This window comes from Elioraea sp. Yellowstone (assembly GCF_006704265.1).
In the GTDB taxonomy this organism is placed as follows: domain Bacteria; phylum Pseudomonadota; class Alphaproteobacteria; order Acetobacterales; family Acetobacteraceae; genus Elioraea.
In genome coordinates this window covers 1-15,938 of the sequence record NZ_VIKA01000016.1, presented here as the reverse complement: position 1 = coordinate 15,938, position 15,938 = coordinate 1, and the positions used below count along the sequence as shown (strand labels likewise).

Sequence of the window (15,938 nt, the reverse complement as noted above, 5' to 3'; positions counted from 1 at the left end):
GGCAAGTCGCGTACACGGAGTTCAGGAGCGAGAGCATGACCACCATCACCCATCCGTCGTTCGGCGAGGTTCCGCCCGACCGGATCATCGTCTTCGACACCACGCTGCGCGACGGCGAGCAGTCCCCCGGGTTCAGCATGAATCTCGAGGAGAAGCTGCGCATGGCCGAGGCGCTCGAGGATCTCGGCGTCGACGTGATCGAGGCCGGGTTCGCGATCGCCAGCCCGGGCGACTTCGCCGCCGTGCAGGCGATCGCCGAGAGGCTGCAGGGCGCCGTGGTGTGCAGCCTCGCCCGGTCGGGCCGGGCCGACATCCAGGCGGCGGCCGATGCGCTGAGGCCCGCCCGGCGCAAGCGCATCCACACCTTCATCAGCACCTCGCCCCTGCACATGAAGTACAAGCTCCAGATGGAGCCCGAGGCGGTGCTGGCGGCGGTGACTGACAGCGTCACCTTCGCGCGCAACTTCACCGACGATGTCGAGTGGTCGGCCGAGGACGGCAGCCGCACCGAGGCGGACTTCCTCTGCCGCTGCGTCGAGGCGGCGATCAAGGCGGGGGCGACGACGATCAACATCCCCGACACGGTGGGCTACGCGATCCCCGAGGAGTTCGCCGCGATCTTCACGATGCTGCGCGAGCGCGTGCCCGGGACGGAGAAGGTGATCCTCTCGGCGCATTGCCACAACGACCTCGGGCTTGCGGTCGCCAACACGCTCGCCGCGATCAAGGCGGGCGTGCGTCAGGTGGAGTGCACGATCAACGGGATCGGCGAGCGCGCCGGCAACGCGGCGCTCGAGGAGATCACCATGGCGCTGAAGACGCGCCACGACGCGATGCCGGCGGACACCCGCATCGTCACGCGCAACATCGTGCGTACCTCCAAGCTGCTCGCGACCATCACCGGTTTCGACGTGCAGCCGAACAAGGCGATCGTCGGCCGCAATGCCTTCGCGCACGAGGCGGGCATCCACCAGGACGGGATGCTGAAGCATGCCGGCACCTACGAGATCATGACGCCCGAGAGCGTGGGCTGGGCGAAGTCGAGCCTGGTGCTCGGCAAGCACTCGGGCCGCGCGGCGTTCCGCGACAAGCTGAGGCAGCTCGGCTACGGCGACATCGGCGACAACGCCCTGAACGACGCGTTCCAGCGCTTCAAGCGGCTGGCGGACGCGAAGAAGGTCGTGTTCGACGAGGACATCGTGGCGCTGGTCGATGACGAGGTGGTGCGCGCGCACGACCACATCCGCTTCGTCTCGCTCGACGTGCATGCCGGTTCGAAGGGGCCGCAGCGCGCGGTGCTGGAGCTCGACATCGACGGCGACGTCCGCAGTGCCGAATCCACCGGCGACGGGCCGGTGGACGCGACCTTCAAGGCGATCCGCCTGCTGTTCCCGCACGAGGCCGAGCTGAAGCTCTACCAGGTGCACGCCGTCACCGAGGGGACCGATGCGCAGGCGAAGGTGACGGTGCGGCTCGAGGAGAAGGGCAAGCTGGTGGACGGGCAGGGCGCGGATACCGACACCCTGGTGGCATCGGCGCGCGCCTACATCCACGCGCTCAACAAGCTGATGGTGAAGCGCGCGCGCACCGCTCCGGCGCTGCCCGCGGCGTGAGGCGCTCGGCGGATCAGGCCGGCGCCGCCTCGGCCCGATCCGCCTTCGCCTTCCCGCCGCGCTGGCGGATCGGCATGCTGAGCGTCAGCACCGTGCCGTCGGCGCCGGTGCGGGTCGCGAGCGTGGCGCCGAGCTGGCGGGCGAAGCCCTCGATCAGCACGGCGCCAAGCCCGCTGCCCTGTTCGACGGTCTCGCTCTCCCGTGCCGCCTCGATGCCGACGCCGTCGTCGCGGATCGCGAGCGTCAGCGTCGTGCCGTCATGGCAGACCTCGACCGTGATCGAGCCGGGGCGGCCGTCGGGGAAGGCGTATTTCAGCGCGTTCGTGACCGCCTCGGTGATGATCAGTGCGAGGGGCACGGCCTCGTCGGAGCCGAGCACGATGTCGGGCGCGGCGACGCCGAGCGTGATGCGTTCGCCCGGCGCCTCGCCGAGCGCCTCGAAGAGCTGGCCGCACAGCTCCTCGAGGAAGGTGCCGAGGGCGATCGTCTCGAAGTCGCTGTGCGTGTAGAGGTGACGGTGCAGGGTGGCGAGGGCGCGCACGCGGTCGCGGGCGGTGGCGAAGGCCGTGCGCGCCTCGGCCGTGCGCACGCGCCCTGCCTGGAGATTGAGCAGGCTGGCGACGATCTGCAGGTTGTTCTTCACGCGGTGATGGATCTCGGCCATCAGGAGGTCGCGCGAGGCCAGTGCCGCGCGCAGCTCCTCCTCCCGCCGTCCGAGCGCGGCCGACGCCTCGACCACGGCCTGGGCGAGCGCGCGCACCTCGGCGGGCGAGCCGTGCAACGGTCCGGGATCGAACCGGCCGCCCTGCCGACGCCAGGCCGCGACGCGGTCGCTCACCTCGCGCAGCGGACGGATCACGCTGAGATGCGCGCCGATCGCGACTGCGCCCAGGCAGGCGAGGAGGAAGGCGCCGAGCTCGACCAGCCGCCTGACAAGCGCGCGGCTGGCTTCGGCGCGGTAGGACGTCGCCGGCACGCCGACCACCAGTCTCAGGTCGTCGCCGAGCGACGCTGCGCCATAGGCGAAGGGCTCGCCGCCGACGCTCTCGGCATCGACATGCGTCACCGTGCCGCGGCGGAGCGCCGCCCAGGCGGGCAGCATCGGCATCGTGCCCTCGCTTGCGGACTCGGTGAGGGGGAAGCTGCGTCCGCCATCGTCCATCAGCCACATCGCCGTGTCGGCGCGTGCGGCGGGGCGGGTCTGGAGCGCCAAATGGTCGAGCGATAGCCCGAGCCCGACGACCGCGATCAGCTCGCGCTCGCGCCGCACCGGCAGGGCGGCGGCGACGATGTTGCGATGCGTCACCGGGCCGACCTGGAGCTCGCTCAGCACGAAGCGGTTCTTCTGCACCGCGTCCCTGAACCAGAGCGCCTCGGCGAAGGACCGGCCGCGCGGGGCGGGTAGGGCGCTGCAGCGCGTGCGCCCTGCACCGTCGACGACCCAGATGTTGCTGTAGCGCCCGCCCTGCAGGCTCAGCACCTCGATCAGCGCGCGGTCGCAGGTCTCCGGATCGCCGGAGATCACGGCGTCGCTGCGGGCGAGGCCGACGAGGATCTGCTCGGCCGCCTCGATCACCACCTGGTGCCGCGCGGCCGCCGCCTCGCGCACCAGCGCCACCCGCTCGCGCGCGGCGTAGTTCGCTTCCCGGTACAAGGTGATCGCGTTCTGGCCGACCAGCACGGCCACCGGGACGGCACCGATCAGGATCAGCCCGATCAGCCGTGCGCGCACCGGGGCGAAGAGACGCGCAAGCGACCGCGCCGATGCCGGCGGTGCCGCCGGCTCGCCGGGATGGGCGGCGGCCGCCTCGGCCTCAGCCCTCGCTCTTGCGCCTGTCACCCTCGATCAGCCGGAGCAGGTCCTCGGGGATCGGTTCCTTGGCGACACGGTCGAACATCTGATGCAGCTGGCGGTCCAGCCAGACATCGAAGGCGTTGGCCACGTCGGACCGTCCTTTCCCGCCACGCCGGCGCGCGGTGAGCTGTCCAGCGCCACTCGGCATCGCGCGTTTCGGCGTGTCGCTCATCACCCCTCAGACGGACCCGGCAGCACGTCCGGTTTCGATCGCCAACTCGTTGCGCGGCAAGGATACCGCGCGCGGCGCCGGGCCGCCAGTTCCGGCGTGCCGGCGGTGCCGGCGCGGTGCCGGGGTCGCGGCCGGGGTCTCGCCCGCGGCCTCGCCGAGAAGGGCGCGTTCGAGGGCGGCGCGGGCGCGGAAGACGCGGCTCTTCACGGTGCCGACGGCCGAGCCCGTCACCTCGGCGACCTCCTCGCAGGAGAGCCCCTGCAGCGTCACCAGCAGCAGCGTCTCGCGCTGATCGGCCGGCAGGCGGTCGAGCGCGCGGGCAAGCTCCTGCGCCACCAGGCGGTCGGCCGGGTCGGCTGCGGCGGCGAGCGACCCGATCGGCGCATCCTCGATCGGCACGTTCGGCCGGCGCTTGCGCATGTCGCTGATGAAGCGGTTGCGCAGGATCCGGTGCAGCCAGGCGGCGAGATTCGTGCCGGGACGGAACTGCGCGCGCGCGGCGAGCGCGTTCACCACCGTATCCTGGACGAGATCCTCCGCCGCCGCCCGGCTGCGCGTGAGCGCAAGAGCCTGGATGCGCAGCCTCGGCAGCATCGCGATCAGGTCGTCGTGGAACGAGTCGGGCACCTCTGCGGTCCTCCGGCGGTTGCCGATGCCGATCCAACGTCCTGCGGCAGGAGAAGGTTGCATCCGGTTCGCCCCCCCCCCGGAACTCCGAGGGAACCGCGGGCAGACCGGCGCGTTCGAGAGTGGTCACGGTTGCGCGAGACGCGAAAGGAGGCGCGCGATGCGGATGTCCCTGGCCATCGGACTGGCCCTGGCGGTTGCCGGCGCGATGCTGCTGGCGATCGGGCTCAATGCGGCGGACGCACCGGCGGAGCGGATCGCCGAGGCGATCACCGGTCGCCACTCGGAGCGCACGGAGTGGTCGGTGATCGGTGGTGCGGCGCTGCTGGCGGCCGGCGCGGTGCTCGCTGGTGCCGGGCTGATGGGCGGCCGGCGCTGAACCCGGGAAGGCGTCTTGTAGTCCTTTTCACATGTTCGTGAACGTGTCGGGCCGGCCGAGCGCGCGCGCAAGCGCGCTGCGCGCCCGGCTGACACGCGCCTTCATCGTGCCGACCGCGGTCGCGCAGATCGCGGCGGCCTCCTCGTACGAGAAGCCCTGGGCGCCCACCAGCAGGATGGCCTCGCGCTGGGCCGGCGGCAGGCGTCTGAGCGCACGGGCGAGCTCGCCCATGGCCATGTGGGCGTCCTGGCCGGGCGGGGCGCCGCGCTCCTCGGCGGGCTCGCCCTGGGGGCGGCGGCGCCTGAGGCCCTGGCGGAACAGGTTGCGCTGGATCGCGAACAGCCAGGCGCGCAGGTTCGTGCCGGGCTGGTACTGCCCCCAGGCGGCGAGCGCGCGCAGAGTCGTCTCCTGCACCAGGTCCTCGGCCTCAGCGCGGTCGCGCGCAAGGAAGCGGGCGAAGGCGCGCAGCTGCGGCAGCAGCGCGATCAGTTCCGCGCGGAACGCCGCTTCGCCCGGATCGGCCGGGCTCATCGCGGCCCCCGTTTGCCGCCGCGACCCGGTGCGCGAAACTGGGCGGGAAATGATCGGAGGCGGAGGATGAGCGAGGACCTGCTGCGGGCGCTGCCACGCGCACGCCGGTATGCGCGCGCGCTTGTCGGCAGCCAGGAGGCGGGGGATGCGCTGGTGCGCGAGGCCCTGCTGGCGCTGCGGCGGGCGCCCCCCGAGCAAGGCGGGGAGCAAGGCGGGACTGCCGCGCTGCTGGCGCTGTACCGGGCCGTCTCGGCGCGCGTGCCCGAATCGCCGCCCCTGCCGGGCGGCGGCCTCACGCCGCTCGAACGGCAGGTCCTGCTGCTGACCTCGCTCGAGGGGCTGAACCCCGAGGCGGCCGCCGCGGTGCTCGGCCGCGATGCCGGGGAGGTCGCCGCGATCGCCGCGGCCGCGCGGGAGCGGCTGCGCGAGGGTGCGCAGGCCGAGGTGCTGATCGTCGAGGACGAGCCGATCATCGCCATGGACCTCGGGCAACTAGTGGCCGCTTGTGGCCATCGCGTGGCCGGCATCGCTGCCACACAATCGGAGGCTGTGGCCTTGGCACGAAGCCTCAACCCCACATTGATCCTGGCCGACATCAATCTCGGCAAGGGCGGGGACGGCAAGGCGGCGGTCGCCGAGATCCTGCGCGAGATGTCGGTGCCGGTGATCTTCGTCACCGCCTATCCTGAACGTCTGCTGACCGGCGAGGCGCTGGAGCCGGCCTTCGTCGTGACCAAGCCGTTCGACCCGATGACGCTGGCGATCGCCACCTACCAGGCGGTGACGGGCGGGCTGCGCCTCGGCTGAGCGCCGGGGCTGGCCGCGCGGTGGGGCAGGGGTGCGTCGATTACCGGGGGCGGGGGAAACCCCGCCCCCGGCGTCACGTTGAAGGGCCATAACGAAAGGAGCCCCCATGCTCACCTGGACGCTGATCTTTCTCGTCGTCGCCCTGGTCGCGGGCCTGCTCGGCTTCGGCGGGATCGCCTCCACCGCGGCCGGCATCGCCAAGATCCTGTTCGCGGTGTTCCTCGTGCTGTTCCTGGTGTCGCTGGTGGCGCATCTCGCCGCCTGAGGCGCCGGCCGCAGCCGATCGGGCAGCTGCCACGCCCGCGCGCCGGCCGCCCGCGGTCTGCCGATCCGCTCAGATAAAGCATCAAGAAAACAATCAGATCCATCTGACTCAAAAGCAAAAAGGGGCGACCGGCGGTCGCCCCGTGTTGCCGGGGAGGGCGGACGGCCCTCGCCGACGTCGTCACTTCCAGGCAGGACGGCCCAGGTTCACGTCGCGCGGCGAGGTGAGGGCACCGGCCGCCGCTCCCGCGGCACCGCCCAGCACGGCGCCGCCCAGCACACTGCCGCCGCTCAGCCCGCCGATCGCGGCGCCGCCGGCCGCGCCGAGCGCGCCGCCGGACAGCGCACGCTCGCCGGGCGTGTTGCCGCAGGCCGCCAGGCCCAGCATCGCGACGGCGGCAGCAAGGGTGATCGCTCGCATGGCCATGTCTCCTCGGTTGCAGGACACCGATCCGTTAACGCTCCTCGCCGTATTCCGTTCCCTGCTCCGCAGCGATGGGGCCTGCCCGCACGATTCAGCGGTTGAGCGGCCCCGGTCGCCGCCGTAAACCGATGCGCCCGGCGGTCCCCATACCACTGCGCGCTAGGGACAAGGACCGCCCGGTTCCCACAGGAAGGTCACGCAATCGATGCTGTCGCGACTGCTCGGGATCCTGTCCGCCGACATGGCGATCGATCTCGGGACGGCCAATACGCTGGTCTACGTGAAGGGGCGCGGGATCGTGCTCGACGAGCCGTCGGTGGTCGCCATCGCCGACGTGCGCGGGCGCAAGCAGGTGCTCGCGGTCGGCGAGGAGGCCAAGCAGATGCTGGGCCGCACGCCGGGAAACATCCAGGCCATCCGCCCCCTGCGCGACGGCGTGATCGCCGATTTCGAGGTGGCGGAGGAGATGATCAAGCACTTCATCCGGAAGGTGCACAACCGGCGCAGCTTCGCCTCGCCGCTGATCATCGTCTGCGTGCCGTCGGGCTCCACCGCGGTGGAGCGGCGCGCGATCCAGGAGAGCGCCGAATCGGCCGGCGCGCGCAAGGTGTTCCTGATCGAGGAGCCGATGGCCGCCGCGATCGGTGCCGGCCTGCCGGTGACCGAGCCCTCGGGCTCGATGGTGGTGGATGTCGGCGGCGGCACCACCGAGGTGGCGGTGATCTCGCTCGGCGGCATCGTCTATTCCCGCTCGGTGCGCGTCGGCGGGGACAAGATGGACGAGGCCATCATCTCCTACATCCGCCGCAACCATAACCTGCTGATCGGCGAGTCCTCGGCCGAGCGGATCAAGATCGAGATCGGCGCCGCCTGCCCGCCCGACGACATGGATGACGGCCCGCTGCGCGAGGTGAAGGGACGCGACTTGATGAACGGCGTGCCGCGCGAGGTCGTGGTCAGCCAGCGCCAGATCAGCGAGAGCCTCTCCGAGCCGGTGAGCGCGATCGTCGAGGCGGTGAAGGTGGCGCTCGAGAACACCCCGCCCGAGCTTGCCGCGGACATCGTCGACAAGGGCATCGTGCTCACGGGCGGCGGCGCGCTCCTGCACCGGCTCGACTACGTGCTGCGCCAAGCGACCGGGCTGCCGGTGCTGGTGGCGGAGGATGCGCTCTCCTGCGTGGCGCTCGGCACCGGCCGCGCGCTCGAGGAGATGAAGAAGCTGCGCAACGTGCTGTCGTCGATGTACTGAGTCTTCAGCATTCTCCCGTAGGCTGGAGTCGGGCGCGCCGGCTCCCGTCGCAGGAGGCCGGGGCAGGGCCACGGGCCGGGAAACGGACAGGCAAGGATTGGTCCTCGGGTGATCCGTCTCAGCGTGCCGCTTCGCCAAACGATCGCCCGGCTGGTGCTGCCGGTGCTGATCGCCGCGAGCTTCGGGCTGATGCTGCTCGGCAAGGCCGACACGGTGCTGGCCGAGCGCGCGCGCGCCGCCCTCGCCGACCTGCTGGTGCCCCTCTACGGTGCGGCCGCCCAGCCCGTCGGGACGCTGCGCGAGGCCGTGGCCGAGATCCAGCGCCTGATCCATCTGCGCAGCGAGAACGCCCGCCTGCGCGAGGAGAACGCCCGGCTCAGGCGCTGGCGCGACGTCGCGCTCGCCCTCGAGGCCGAGAATCTGGCGCTGCGCGAGGTGCTGCACGCACCGGCAGCCCCCACGCCCGAATTCACGACAGCCCGCGTGGTGGCGGATCTCGGCGGCGCCTATGCGCGATCCGCCCTCCTTGCGGTCGGGCCGCAGCATCAGGTCCGCAAGGGCCAGGTCGCGCTCGACGGCGCCGGCCTGGTCGGGAGGATCAGCGAGGTTGGCAGCCGCTCGGCCCGTCTCCTGCTCGTCACCGACATCAACTCGCGCATCCCCGTGCAGGTCGAGCGCACCCGCGTGCGCGCGATCCTCGCCGGCACCAACGGACCGCGGCCGCGGCTTCAGCACTGGACCGGGGGGGACCAGCCCGCTCCCGGCGAGCGGATCGTCACCGCCTCCGAGGGCGGCGCCTTTCCCGCCGGTCTGCCGGTCGGCATCGTGCGCGAGGCCAAGGGGGGGACGCTGGAGGTCGAGCTGTTCGCCGATCTCGACCGGCTGGAGTTCGTCCGCCTGCACGAGTTCGGGCTGAACGGCATCCTGCCGCCCGAACAGGTGACGCGGCCGGCCCGGCCGCGGGGACGCACCGGTGGCTAGCCCGGTCGCCCGTCCGCCGCGGCCGCGCGGGTTCTGGCAGCGCCTCGACCAGGCCGCGCGCGATCTCGCCCCGTCGGCGCTGACCGTGCTCCTGGTGCTGGCGACGGGGATCCCGCTCGGCCTGCCAGCCCAGAACGGGCTGATGCCGGTGCCGGCGATCGCGGCCGTGTATTTCTGGACCCTGTACCGGCCCGGCCTGATGCCGCCGCTCAGCGTGTTCGGCGTCGGCGTGCTGACCGACCTGCTGACGGCCGCCCCGCTCGGCATCAACCCGCTGCTGCTGCTGCTGCTGCACGCGGCCGTCCTGACCCAGCGCCGCGTGCTCGCGCGCCAGTCCTTCCTGCTGGTCTGGACGGTCTTCGCGCTGCTCGCGGCCGCCACGCTCGGCCTCGGCTGGCTCCTGCGCATCGCCCTGGCGGTGCGGCTGCTGCCGGCCGAGCCGGCGCTCTACGAGCTTGCCCTCACGGTCGCGCTCTATCCCGCGTTCTCCTGGCTGTTCGTGCGGATCGAGCGCAGCCTCGCGGCGGCGGGCTGAGGTGCGGCGATGAGGCGCGAGCAGGGCAGGCGCGCGGTGTTCACCCGCCGGATGCTTCTGGTCGGCGCCGGCCAGGTCGCGATCATGGGCGCGATGGGGGCGCGGCTCTACCAGCTCCAGGTGGTGGAGAGCGAGCGTTACAAGACGCTGGCCGAGGAGAACCGCATCTCGGTGCGGCTGATCCCGCCGCCGCGCGGCCGGCTGACCGACCGGTTCGGCGAGCCGATCGCGGCCAACCGCCAGAACTGGCGCGCCATGCTGGTGGCCGAGCGCACCGACGATGTCGGCGCCACCCTTGCCACCTTCGCCGAGATCGTCCCGCTGACCGAGGCCGACCGTGCGCGCGTCGAGCGCGAGCTGCGGCGCCGGCGGCGCTTCGTCCCGGTGGTGGTGCGCGACCATCTCGACTGGGAGGAGATGGCGCGGCTGGAGGTGAACGCGCCGGACCTGCCGGGCATCATGACGGATGTCGGCCAGAGCCGGATCTATCCGGGGGGTGAGGCCTTCGCGCATGTGGTGGGCTACGTCGCCCCGCCGGCGGAGGCCGATCTCGACGGCGATCCGATGCTGGAGCTGCCCGGTATCCGGGTCGGCCGCGCCGGGCTCGAGCGCGCGCACGACCAGGCGCTGCGCGGCCGCGCCGGCTCCGTGCGGCTCGAGGTCAACGCCGTCGGGCGGGTGATCCGCGAGCTCGCGCGCGAGGAGGGCACGCCGGGCCAGGACGTCACGACCACGCTCGATGCCGGTCTGCAGCAGTTCGCCGCCGCGCGCATCGCCGAGGAATCGGCCGCGGCGGTGGTGCTGGATGCGCGCAACGGCGAGGTGATGGCGATGGTCTCCTCGCCGTCCTTCGACCCCTCGCTGTTCGATACCGGCGTGAGCGCCGCGCAGTGGCGCGAGTGGACCACCAATCCGCGCGCCCCGCTGATCAACAAGGCGATCGCCGGACTCTACGCGCCCGGCTCGACCTTCAAGATGGTGGTGGCGCTCGCCGCCCTGGAGGCGCGGGTGGTGAGTCCGGGCGAACGGATCTTCTGCGCCGGCGTCACCGAGCTCGGCGATGCCCGCTTCCACTGCTGGAAGCGCGGCGGCCATGGTTGGCTCGACATGCGCGAGGCGATCAAGCAGTCCTGCGACTGCTACTTCTACGAGATCGCGAAGCGCACCGGCATCGACCGGATCGCGGCGATGGCGAACCGGTTCGGCCTCGGTCTGCAGCCCCCGATCGAGCTGCCCGGGGCGCGTGCCGGGCTGATCCCGACACGCGCCTGGAAGCGCGCCACCCAGGGTGTCGCTTGGCAGCAGGGCGAGACGCTGGTGCACGGCATCGGCCAGGGCTTCATCCAGACCACGCCGCTGCAGCTCGCGGTGATGACTGCGCGCCTCGTCAATGGAGGCCGGGCGGTGGAGCCGCACCTGACGCGCGCGATCGGGGGCGTGCCGGCGCCGGGCGGCAGTGCCGGGGACTGGCCGCTGATCGGCATCCCCGAGGCCCATCTGAGGCTGATTCGCGACGCCATGGCCGGGGTGGTGAACGAGCGCGGCGGCACCGCCTATGCGAGCCGGCTGCCCGCCGAGATCGGCGCCGAGATGGGCGGCAAGACCGGCACCACCCAGGTGCGCCGCATTACCATGGCCGAGCGCGAACGCGGGCTGCGGCGCCAGCAGGACCTGCCCTATGAGTGGCGTCACCATGCGCTGTTCGTCGGCTTCGCGCCGAGCCAGGACCCCGTCTATGCCTGCGCGGTGATCATCGAGCACGGTGGCGGCGGCTCGGCCGCGGCCGCCCCGGTCGCGCGCGACATCATGGCCGAGACGCTCAGGCGCGATCCGGCTCGACGTCAGGCGCCGCCCCGGCCGGCGCTGCAGGTCGCCGCCGCGGAACGGAGCGGGCGATGATCGAGCGGCGGCTCACGCGCGAGCGCGGCATGAGCCTTGCCGAGAAGCTCGGCAGCGTGAGCTGGTCCTTCGTGGTGCTGCTCGGGCTGATGGCCGGGGTCGGCTATGCGATGCTCTACTCCGCCGCGGGCGGCAGCCCCGAGCCCTGGGCGTTCCGGCACGGGCTGCGCTTCGGCTTCGGCGTGCTGATGATGCTGGCGATCGCGATGGTCGACATCCGCATCATGCTGCGCCTCGCCTGGCCGCTCTACCTGCTCGGCGTGGGGCTTTTGGTGCTCGTCGCGCTGCACGGCGAGGTCGGCAAGGGGGCGCAGCGCTGGCTCGATCTCGGCGGGTTCCAGCTCCAGCCCTCCGAGCTGATGAAGATCCTGCTGGTGATCGCGCTTGCCCGCTGGTTCCACCGCGCGAGCCTGGAGCGCGTGGGCAACCCCCTGTTCCTGGTCCCGCCGCTGATCGCGACCGCGATCCCCGTCGCGCTCGTGCTGAAGCAGCCCAATCTCGGCAATGCGCTGATCACGCTGATGGTGGCCGGGGCGGTGTTCTTCGCGGCCGGGGTGCGGTGGTGGAAGTTTGCGCTGGTGATCGGCGCGGTCGCGGTCGCCGCGCCGATCGTCTATGAGAGCCTGCACGACTACCAGCGCCAGCGCATCCTCACCTTCCTCGACCCGGAGAGCGATCCGCTCGGCGCCGGCTACCACGTGATCCAGTCCAAGATCGCGTTGGGTGCGGGCGGCATGTTCGGCCGCGGCTTCCTGCAGGGCACGCAGAGCCAGCTCAACTTCCTGCCGGAGAAGCAGACCGACTTCATCTTCACCATGCTGGCGGAGGAGTTCGGTTTCGTCGGCGCCGCCTCGGTGCTGGCGCTCAACCTTCTCGTGGTGCTGTACGGGCTGGCAATGGCGCTCGCCTGCCGGCACCAGTTCGGCCGGCTGGTGGCGGCCGGGATCACGGTGAACTTCTTCCTCTACGTGTTTGTCAACATCGCCATGGTGATGGGGATGATCCCGGTGGGCGGGGTGCCCCTGCCGCTGATCAGCCATGGCGGATCGGCGATGATCACGGTGCTGATCGGCTTCGGCGTGCTGATGAGCGTTCATGTCCACCGGGCCGTGGAGATCGAGGGCGAACAGGGCGAGGTTTAGGCGCATGCGGCGGGGTCGACAGGCCGGGGGCGCTTTGCTATAGCCGCGCGCCGGCGGTCGGGCGCATAGCTCAGTTGGTAGAGCAGCTGACTCTTAATCAGCGGGTCCAAGGTTCGAGTCCTTGTGCGCCCACCAGTCGAACCCGAGGGATTGGCCCAGTTCCGACCTGCCGGGCCGCGCCTCCGGCCCGTGGCGCGCCGGGTCGTGCCGCTGATGCCGTCGGGCCGCGCTGCAGCTAGGCTGCCGCGATGCTCGATCTCTTCCTCTACGCGTTCGTCGCCTTCCTTGTGATCCTCGATCCGCCCGGGACGGCCGCGATCTTCCTCGGCATCACGCCCCATGACACGCCGGCGGAACGGCGCGCCCAGGCGCTCAAGGCGACGGCGATCGCCGGCGGCGTGCTGGTGGCCTTCGCCGTGGCCGGCGAGTTCCTGCTGCGCGCCTTGGGGATCGGCCTGCCGGCGTTCCAGGTCGCGGGCGGGCTGCTGCTGTTCCTGCTCGCTGCCGACATGGTGATGGTGCGCCAGTCCGGCCTGCGTGCCACCGAACGGGAACAGGCCGAGGCGCAGGCCTCCGACCACGACATCAGCGTCTTTCCGCTCGCGATTCCGCTGATCGCCGGCCCGGGGGCGATGACCACGGTCGTGCTGCTGCGTGGCCGCGTCGGCGACGATCCGGAAGCGCTGGGGGCAGTGGTCGCCGCGCTCGCGCTGGCGCTCGCGGTCACGCTCGCAGCCATGCTGGCCGCCTCGCCCCTGATGCGGCTTCTGGGACGCACGGGGGCCGATGTGCTGAGCCGGGTGCTCGGGGTGGTGCTGGCCGCGCTCGCCGCGCAGATCGTGCTGGACGGCGTGCGCGCCTTCTTCGCGGGTTAGCGGGCTTGCGCGATCGCCGGATGCCGCGCCGCCGCGATCAGGGCATCGGCGATCGTCTCGGCCGGCTGGGCGCCGCTGAACAGGAAGTGGCGGTTGAGCACGAAGCTGGGCACGCCCGTGATGCCGGCGCGGCTGGCCGAGGCGGCCTGGGCGCGCACCTCCGCAACCGCCTCGTCGGAGCGCAGGCGGGCGAGCGTCGTGCCGTGGTCCAGCCCCTGCGCGGCTGCGAGTTCGGCGAGCACCGCGACGTCGCCGATGTCGCGGCCTTCGTTGAAGTAGGCGCGGAAGATCGCCTCGACCACCGCGCGCTGGCGGTCCTGCTCGGCGGCGAAGCGCGCGAGCCGATGGGCGTTCGTGGTGTCGGGCGTGCGCGTCATGAGATCGTGGCGGAACTCGAGCCCGCTCGCGGCGCCGGCGGCCGCGACCTGGGCATCGAGTTCGCGCGACCGTTCCAGGCTGCCGAACTTGGCTGCCCGGTAGCTCGCGCGGTCCATGCCCTCCGCCGGCATGTCCGGGTTCAGCAGGAACGGGAAGAACGACACCTCGAAGGCGAGATCGGGCTCGCGCTCGGCGAGCATCTCGAGGGCTTGGTCAAGCCGCCGCTTGCCGATCCAGCACCAGGGGCAGATCGCGTCCGAGACGACGGTGAGATGGAGCGCGCTCATGCGGCCTTCCCGTCCGCCAGGAGCCGCTCGGCCAGGGTGGCGAACCAGGAGGCGCCGATCGGCAGCGCGTCGTCGTTGAAGTCGAACTTCGGGTGATGCACGGCCGGATCGTCGTCGGTGCGTGCGGTGCCGAGCATCAGATAGGCGCCGGGTTTCCTCTCGAGCATGAAGGCGAAATCCTCGCCGCCCATGGTCGGGCGCGGCAGATCGACGACGCGCGTTTCGCCCTGAACCGCGATCGCCGCCTCGCGTGCGAGCGCGGTGGACTCGGGCTCGTTGACCGTCGCCGGGTAGGCACGGTCGAACGTCGCGTCCACCTTCGCGCCGAACGCTCGGCCGATCCCCTCGGCGGTCTCGATCACCCGGCGCTCGATCAGGTCGCCCGCTTCCTTCGTGAACCAGCGCGCGGTACCGCGCAGCCGCACCACCTCGGGGATCACGTTGTGCGCATCGCCGCCTTCGAGCCAGGTGATCGACACCACGCCTGCATCGGTGGGATCCAGGTTGCGCGCCACGATCCCCTGCAGGGCGGTGATGATGTGCGCGCCGACGAGAACGGGATCGATGCCGAGATTCGGCATCGCGCCGTGCGCGCCCTTGCCGGTAATCGTGATGTCGATGCCGCTGACCGCGGCCATCACCGGCCCGTTGCGCCAGAGGAAGGTGCCGAACGGGGCGCGCGGCCAGTTGTGCAGGCCGAACACGCGCTCCATCGGGAAGCGGTCGAACAGGCCCTCCTGGATCATGATGTTCGCACCGCCGTGCATCTCCTCGGCCGGCTGGAAGATCAGATACACCGTGCCTGCGAAGTTGCGCGTCTCGGCGAGGTACTTGGCGGCGCCGAGCAGCATGGCGGTATGCCCGTCATGGCCGCAGGCGTGCATCACGCCGGGAGTCGTGGAGGCGTAGGGCAGGCCCGTCTGCTCCGTGATCGGCAGCGCGTCCATGTCGGCGCGCAGCCCGATCGCGCGGCTGCCCGGCCGGCTGCCGCGCAGCACGCCGACCACGCCGGTCCTGGCGATGCCGGTGTGGATCTCGTCGACGCCGAATTCCTTCAGCTTCTCGGCGACCACGCGGCTCGTGCGCACCTCCTGGAGCGCGAGTTCGGGATGGGCGTGGAGGTCGCGCCGCCACGCGGTCATCTCGTCGTGGAAGGCGGCGATCCGGTTGTGCACGGGCATGGCAGGTCCCCTCTCTCGCTCATCCCCGGATATCGCGGCGGGGGAAGGTGAGCGCAAGCCCGGCCTCGAGCGGCATGGGATCGAAGCCGAGCAGGCGGCGGGCAGGGGTGATGTCGAACGCCTTGTCCTCGGTCAGGCGCAGGATCTCGTCGCGCGTCACGCGCGGCAGTCCTGGCAGCGCGGAGCCGAGGCGGGCGAGCGCGACCGCGAGGCCGACCGGCACGGCGAGCACGCGTACCCGTCGTCCTGCGGCCTCCGCGACTGCGCGCACGAAGGCGGCGTAGGGCAGGGGCTCCGGCCCCGCCAGCACGACCGGTTCGGCCGCGACCGCGCGGCGCTGCACGGCGGCGACCACCGCGCGGGAGACGTCCTCGGCATGCACGGGCTGGATCAGGCTGCGCCCGCCGCCGGGGAGGGGAATCACGCCGAAACGGGCGAGGGCGGCGATGCGCCGGACATTGTTCTCGCCGGTCGCGCCGTAGATCATGGTCGGGTGCAGCAGCACCCCGGCGATGCCGGAGGCGGTGAAGGCAGCCTCCAGCGCGCGCACCGCCTCAGCGCGCGGATCGGGGATGCGGCTGTAGCGGCGGGTGGAGCCGAGCAGCACGCAGTGCGGCGCGGGCCGGGGCAGGGCGGCGATCAGCGCGGCCGTGGCCTCGGCGGGCGCGCAGGCGACCACCGAGCGTGCCCCCGCGCAGGCTTCCGCCTGGGCGTGCGGGTCGGACGCGACGGTCAGGGC

At 71.9% G+C, this 15,938-nt stretch carries 18 protein-coding genes and 1 tRNA gene; 11 read left to right on the top strand and 8 right to left on the bottom strand.

Annotated elements, in window-relative coordinates:
- Positions 1 to 35 precede the first annotated feature (35 nt).
- Positions 36 to 1,613, top strand: a complete 1,578-nt coding sequence (locus tag FK498_RS04395; protein WP_141851924.1) for a 2-isopropylmalate synthase — start codon at positions 36 to 38, stop codon at positions 1,611 to 1,613.
- Between the two features lie 13 nt (positions 1,614 to 1,626).
- On the opposite strand, the gene FK498_RS04390 is transcribed toward FK498_RS04395, so the two are convergent.
- The 3 genes from FK498_RS04390 to FK498_RS04385 all read right to left on the bottom strand — a co-directional run bounded on the left by FK498_RS04390 (position 1,627) and on the right by FK498_RS04385 (position 4,267).
- The gene (locus FK498_RS04390; RefSeq protein WP_141851922.1) at positions 1,627 to 3,453 is read right to left on the bottom strand and encodes a sensor histidine kinase; all 1,827 of its coding nucleotides are present in this window, start codon (positions 3,451 to 3,453) and stop codon (positions 1,627 to 1,629) included.
- The gene (locus FK498_RS19860) at positions 3,428 to 3,556 is read right to left on the bottom strand and encodes a NepR family anti-sigma factor (protein WP_237560828.1); all 129 of its coding nucleotides are present in this window, start codon (positions 3,554 to 3,556) and stop codon (positions 3,428 to 3,430) included. The genes FK498_RS04390 and FK498_RS19860 overlap by 26 nt, the downstream gene beginning before the upstream one ends.
- Before the next feature lie 90 nt (positions 3,557 to 3,646).
- Positions 3,647 to 4,267 (bottom strand): sigma-70 family RNA polymerase sigma factor, encoded by a 621-nt coding sequence (locus FK498_RS04385; RefSeq protein WP_141851920.1) that lies wholly within the window; start codon positions 4,265 to 4,267, stop codon positions 3,647 to 3,649.
- Between the two features lie 160 nt (positions 4,268 to 4,427).
- Here FK498_RS04385 and FK498_RS04380 point away from each other — a divergent pair, with 160 nt between their 5' ends.
- The gene (locus FK498_RS04380; protein ID WP_141851919.1) at positions 4,428 to 4,646 is read left to right on the top strand and encodes a DUF3185 family protein; all 219 of its coding nucleotides are present in this window, start codon (positions 4,428 to 4,430) and stop codon (positions 4,644 to 4,646) included.
- A 27-nt stretch (positions 4,647 to 4,673) separates the two neighbouring features.
- On the opposite strand, the gene FK498_RS04375 is transcribed toward FK498_RS04380, so the two are convergent.
- Complete coding sequence (locus FK498_RS04375; protein ID WP_141851917.1) at positions 4,674 to 5,177, bottom strand: sigma-70 family RNA polymerase sigma factor; 504 nt, start codon at positions 5,175 to 5,177, stop codon at positions 4,674 to 4,676.
- 66 nt (positions 5,178 to 5,243) lie between these two features.
- Here FK498_RS04375 and FK498_RS04370 point away from each other — a divergent pair, with 66 nt between their 5' ends.
- On the top strand, positions 5,244 to 5,984 hold the full coding sequence (locus FK498_RS04370) for a PhyR family response regulator anti-anti-sigma factor (RefSeq protein ID WP_141851915.1): 741 nt from the start codon (positions 5,244 to 5,246) through the stop codon (positions 5,982 to 5,984).
- A gap of 106 nt (positions 5,985 to 6,090) precedes the next feature.
- The gene (locus FK498_RS04365) at positions 6,091 to 6,249 is read left to right on the top strand and encodes a DUF1328 domain-containing protein (RefSeq protein WP_141851912.1); all 159 of its coding nucleotides are present in this window, start codon (positions 6,091 to 6,093) and stop codon (positions 6,247 to 6,249) included.
- A 180-nt stretch (positions 6,250 to 6,429) separates the two neighbouring features.
- Here the strand turns inward: FK498_RS04365 and FK498_RS04360 are convergent, their stop codons facing one another.
- Positions 6,430 to 6,669: a hypothetical protein gene (locus tag FK498_RS04360; RefSeq protein WP_141851910.1), complete on the bottom strand. Its 240-nt coding sequence runs from the start codon at positions 6,667 to 6,669 to the stop codon at positions 6,430 to 6,432.
- A 208-nt stretch (positions 6,670 to 6,877) separates the two neighbouring features.
- Here FK498_RS04360 and FK498_RS04355 point away from each other — a divergent pair, with 208 nt between their 5' ends.
- From FK498_RS04355 to FK498_RS04325, 7 genes are all read left to right on the top strand, one after another.
- Positions 6,878 to 7,921, top strand: coding sequence for a rod shape-determining protein (locus tag FK498_RS04355; protein ID WP_141851909.1), 1,044 nt, complete (start codon positions 6,878 to 6,880; stop codon positions 7,919 to 7,921).
- Positions 7,922 to 8,029: 108 nt separating this feature from the next.
- Positions 8,030 to 8,902: a rod shape-determining protein MreC gene (gene mreC, locus FK498_RS04350; protein WP_141851907.1), complete on the top strand. Its 873-nt coding sequence runs from the start codon at positions 8,030 to 8,032 to the stop codon at positions 8,900 to 8,902.
- Complete coding sequence (locus FK498_RS04345; RefSeq protein WP_141851905.1) at positions 8,895 to 9,437, top strand: rod shape-determining protein MreD; 543 nt, start codon at positions 8,895 to 8,897, stop codon at positions 9,435 to 9,437. The genes mreC and FK498_RS04345 overlap by 8 nt, the downstream gene beginning before the upstream one ends.
- A gap of 9 nt (positions 9,438 to 9,446) precedes the next feature.
- A complete protein-coding gene (gene mrdA / locus FK498_RS04340) occupies positions 9,447 to 11,336 on the top strand; it encodes a penicillin-binding protein 2 (RefSeq protein WP_141851904.1) in 1,890 nt (629 codons plus the stop codon).
- A complete protein-coding gene (rodA, locus tag FK498_RS04335) occupies positions 11,333 to 12,478 on the top strand; it encodes a rod shape-determining protein RodA (RefSeq protein ID WP_141851902.1) in 1,146 nt (381 codons plus the stop codon). Before mrdA ends, rodA begins: the two co-directional genes overlap by 4 nt.
- Positions 12,479 to 12,537: 59 nt before the next feature.
- Positions 12,538 to 12,613 (top strand) — tRNA-Lys (locus FK498_RS04330).
- A 113-nt stretch (positions 12,614 to 12,726) separates the two neighbouring features.
- On the top strand, positions 12,727 to 13,353 hold the full coding sequence (locus tag FK498_RS04325) for a MarC family protein (RefSeq protein ID WP_141851900.1): 627 nt from the start codon (positions 12,727 to 12,729) through the stop codon (positions 13,351 to 13,353).
- Here the strand turns inward: FK498_RS04325 and FK498_RS04320 are convergent.
- The 3 genes from FK498_RS04320 to FK498_RS19185 form a co-directional block, all read right to left on the bottom strand.
- Entirely contained in the window at positions 13,350 to 14,018 is a 669-nt protein-coding gene (locus FK498_RS04320; RefSeq protein ID WP_141851898.1) for a DsbA family oxidoreductase, read from the bottom strand. The genes FK498_RS04325 and FK498_RS04320 overlap by 4 nt on opposite strands.
- The gene (locus FK498_RS04315) at positions 14,015 to 15,199 is read right to left on the bottom strand and encodes a M20 aminoacylase family protein (RefSeq protein WP_141851896.1); all 1,185 of its coding nucleotides are present in this window, start codon (positions 15,197 to 15,199) and stop codon (positions 14,015 to 14,017) included. The genes FK498_RS04320 and FK498_RS04315 overlap by 4 nt, the downstream gene beginning before the upstream one ends.
- 19 nt (positions 15,200 to 15,218) lie before the next feature.
- Positions 15,219 to 15,938 (bottom strand): NADH-ubiquinone oxidoreductase (locus FK498_RS19185; RefSeq protein WP_161988305.1); only part of this gene is annotated, 720 nt, incomplete at its 5' end.

Coding starts and splice junctions, on each gene's coding strand:
- FK498_RS04395 (WP_141851924.1), top strand. CDS start 36: ATGACCACCATCACCCATCCGTCGTTCGGCGAGGTTCCGCCCGACCGG.
- FK498_RS04380 (WP_141851919.1), top strand. CDS start 4,428: ATGCGGATGTCCCTGGCCATCGGACTGGCCCTGGCGGTTGCCGGCGCG.
- FK498_RS04375 (WP_141851917.1), bottom strand. CDS start 5,177: ATGAGCCCGGCCGATCCGGGCGAAGCGGCGTTCCGCGCGGAACTGATC.
- FK498_RS04370 (WP_141851915.1), top strand. CDS start 5,244: ATGAGCGAGGACCTGCTGCGGGCGCTGCCACGCGCACGCCGGTATGCG.
- FK498_RS04365 (WP_141851912.1), top strand. CDS start 6,091: ATGCTCACCTGGACGCTGATCTTTCTCGTCGTCGCCCTGGTCGCGGGC.
- FK498_RS04360 (WP_141851910.1), bottom strand. CDS start 6,669: ATGCGAGCGATCACCCTTGCTGCCGCCGTCGCGATGCTGGGCCTGGCG.
- FK498_RS04355 (WP_141851909.1), top strand. CDS start 6,878: ATGCTGTCGCGACTGCTCGGGATCCTGTCCGCCGACATGGCGATCGAT.
- mrdA (WP_141851904.1), top strand. CDS start 9,447: ATGAGGCGCGAGCAGGGCAGGCGCGCGGTGTTCACCCGCCGGATGCTT.
- rodA (WP_141851902.1), top strand. CDS start 11,333: ATGATCGAGCGGCGGCTCACGCGCGAGCGCGGCATGAGCCTTGCCGAG.
- FK498_RS04325 (WP_141851900.1), top strand. CDS start 12,727: ATGCTCGATCTCTTCCTCTACGCGTTCGTCGCCTTCCTTGTGATCCTC.
- FK498_RS04320 (WP_141851898.1), bottom strand. CDS start 14,018: ATGAGCGCGCTCCATCTCACCGTCGTCTCGGACGCGATCTGCCCCTGG.
- FK498_RS04315 (WP_141851896.1), bottom strand. CDS start 15,199: ATGCCCGTGCACAACCGGATCGCCGCCTTCCACGACGAGATGACCGCG.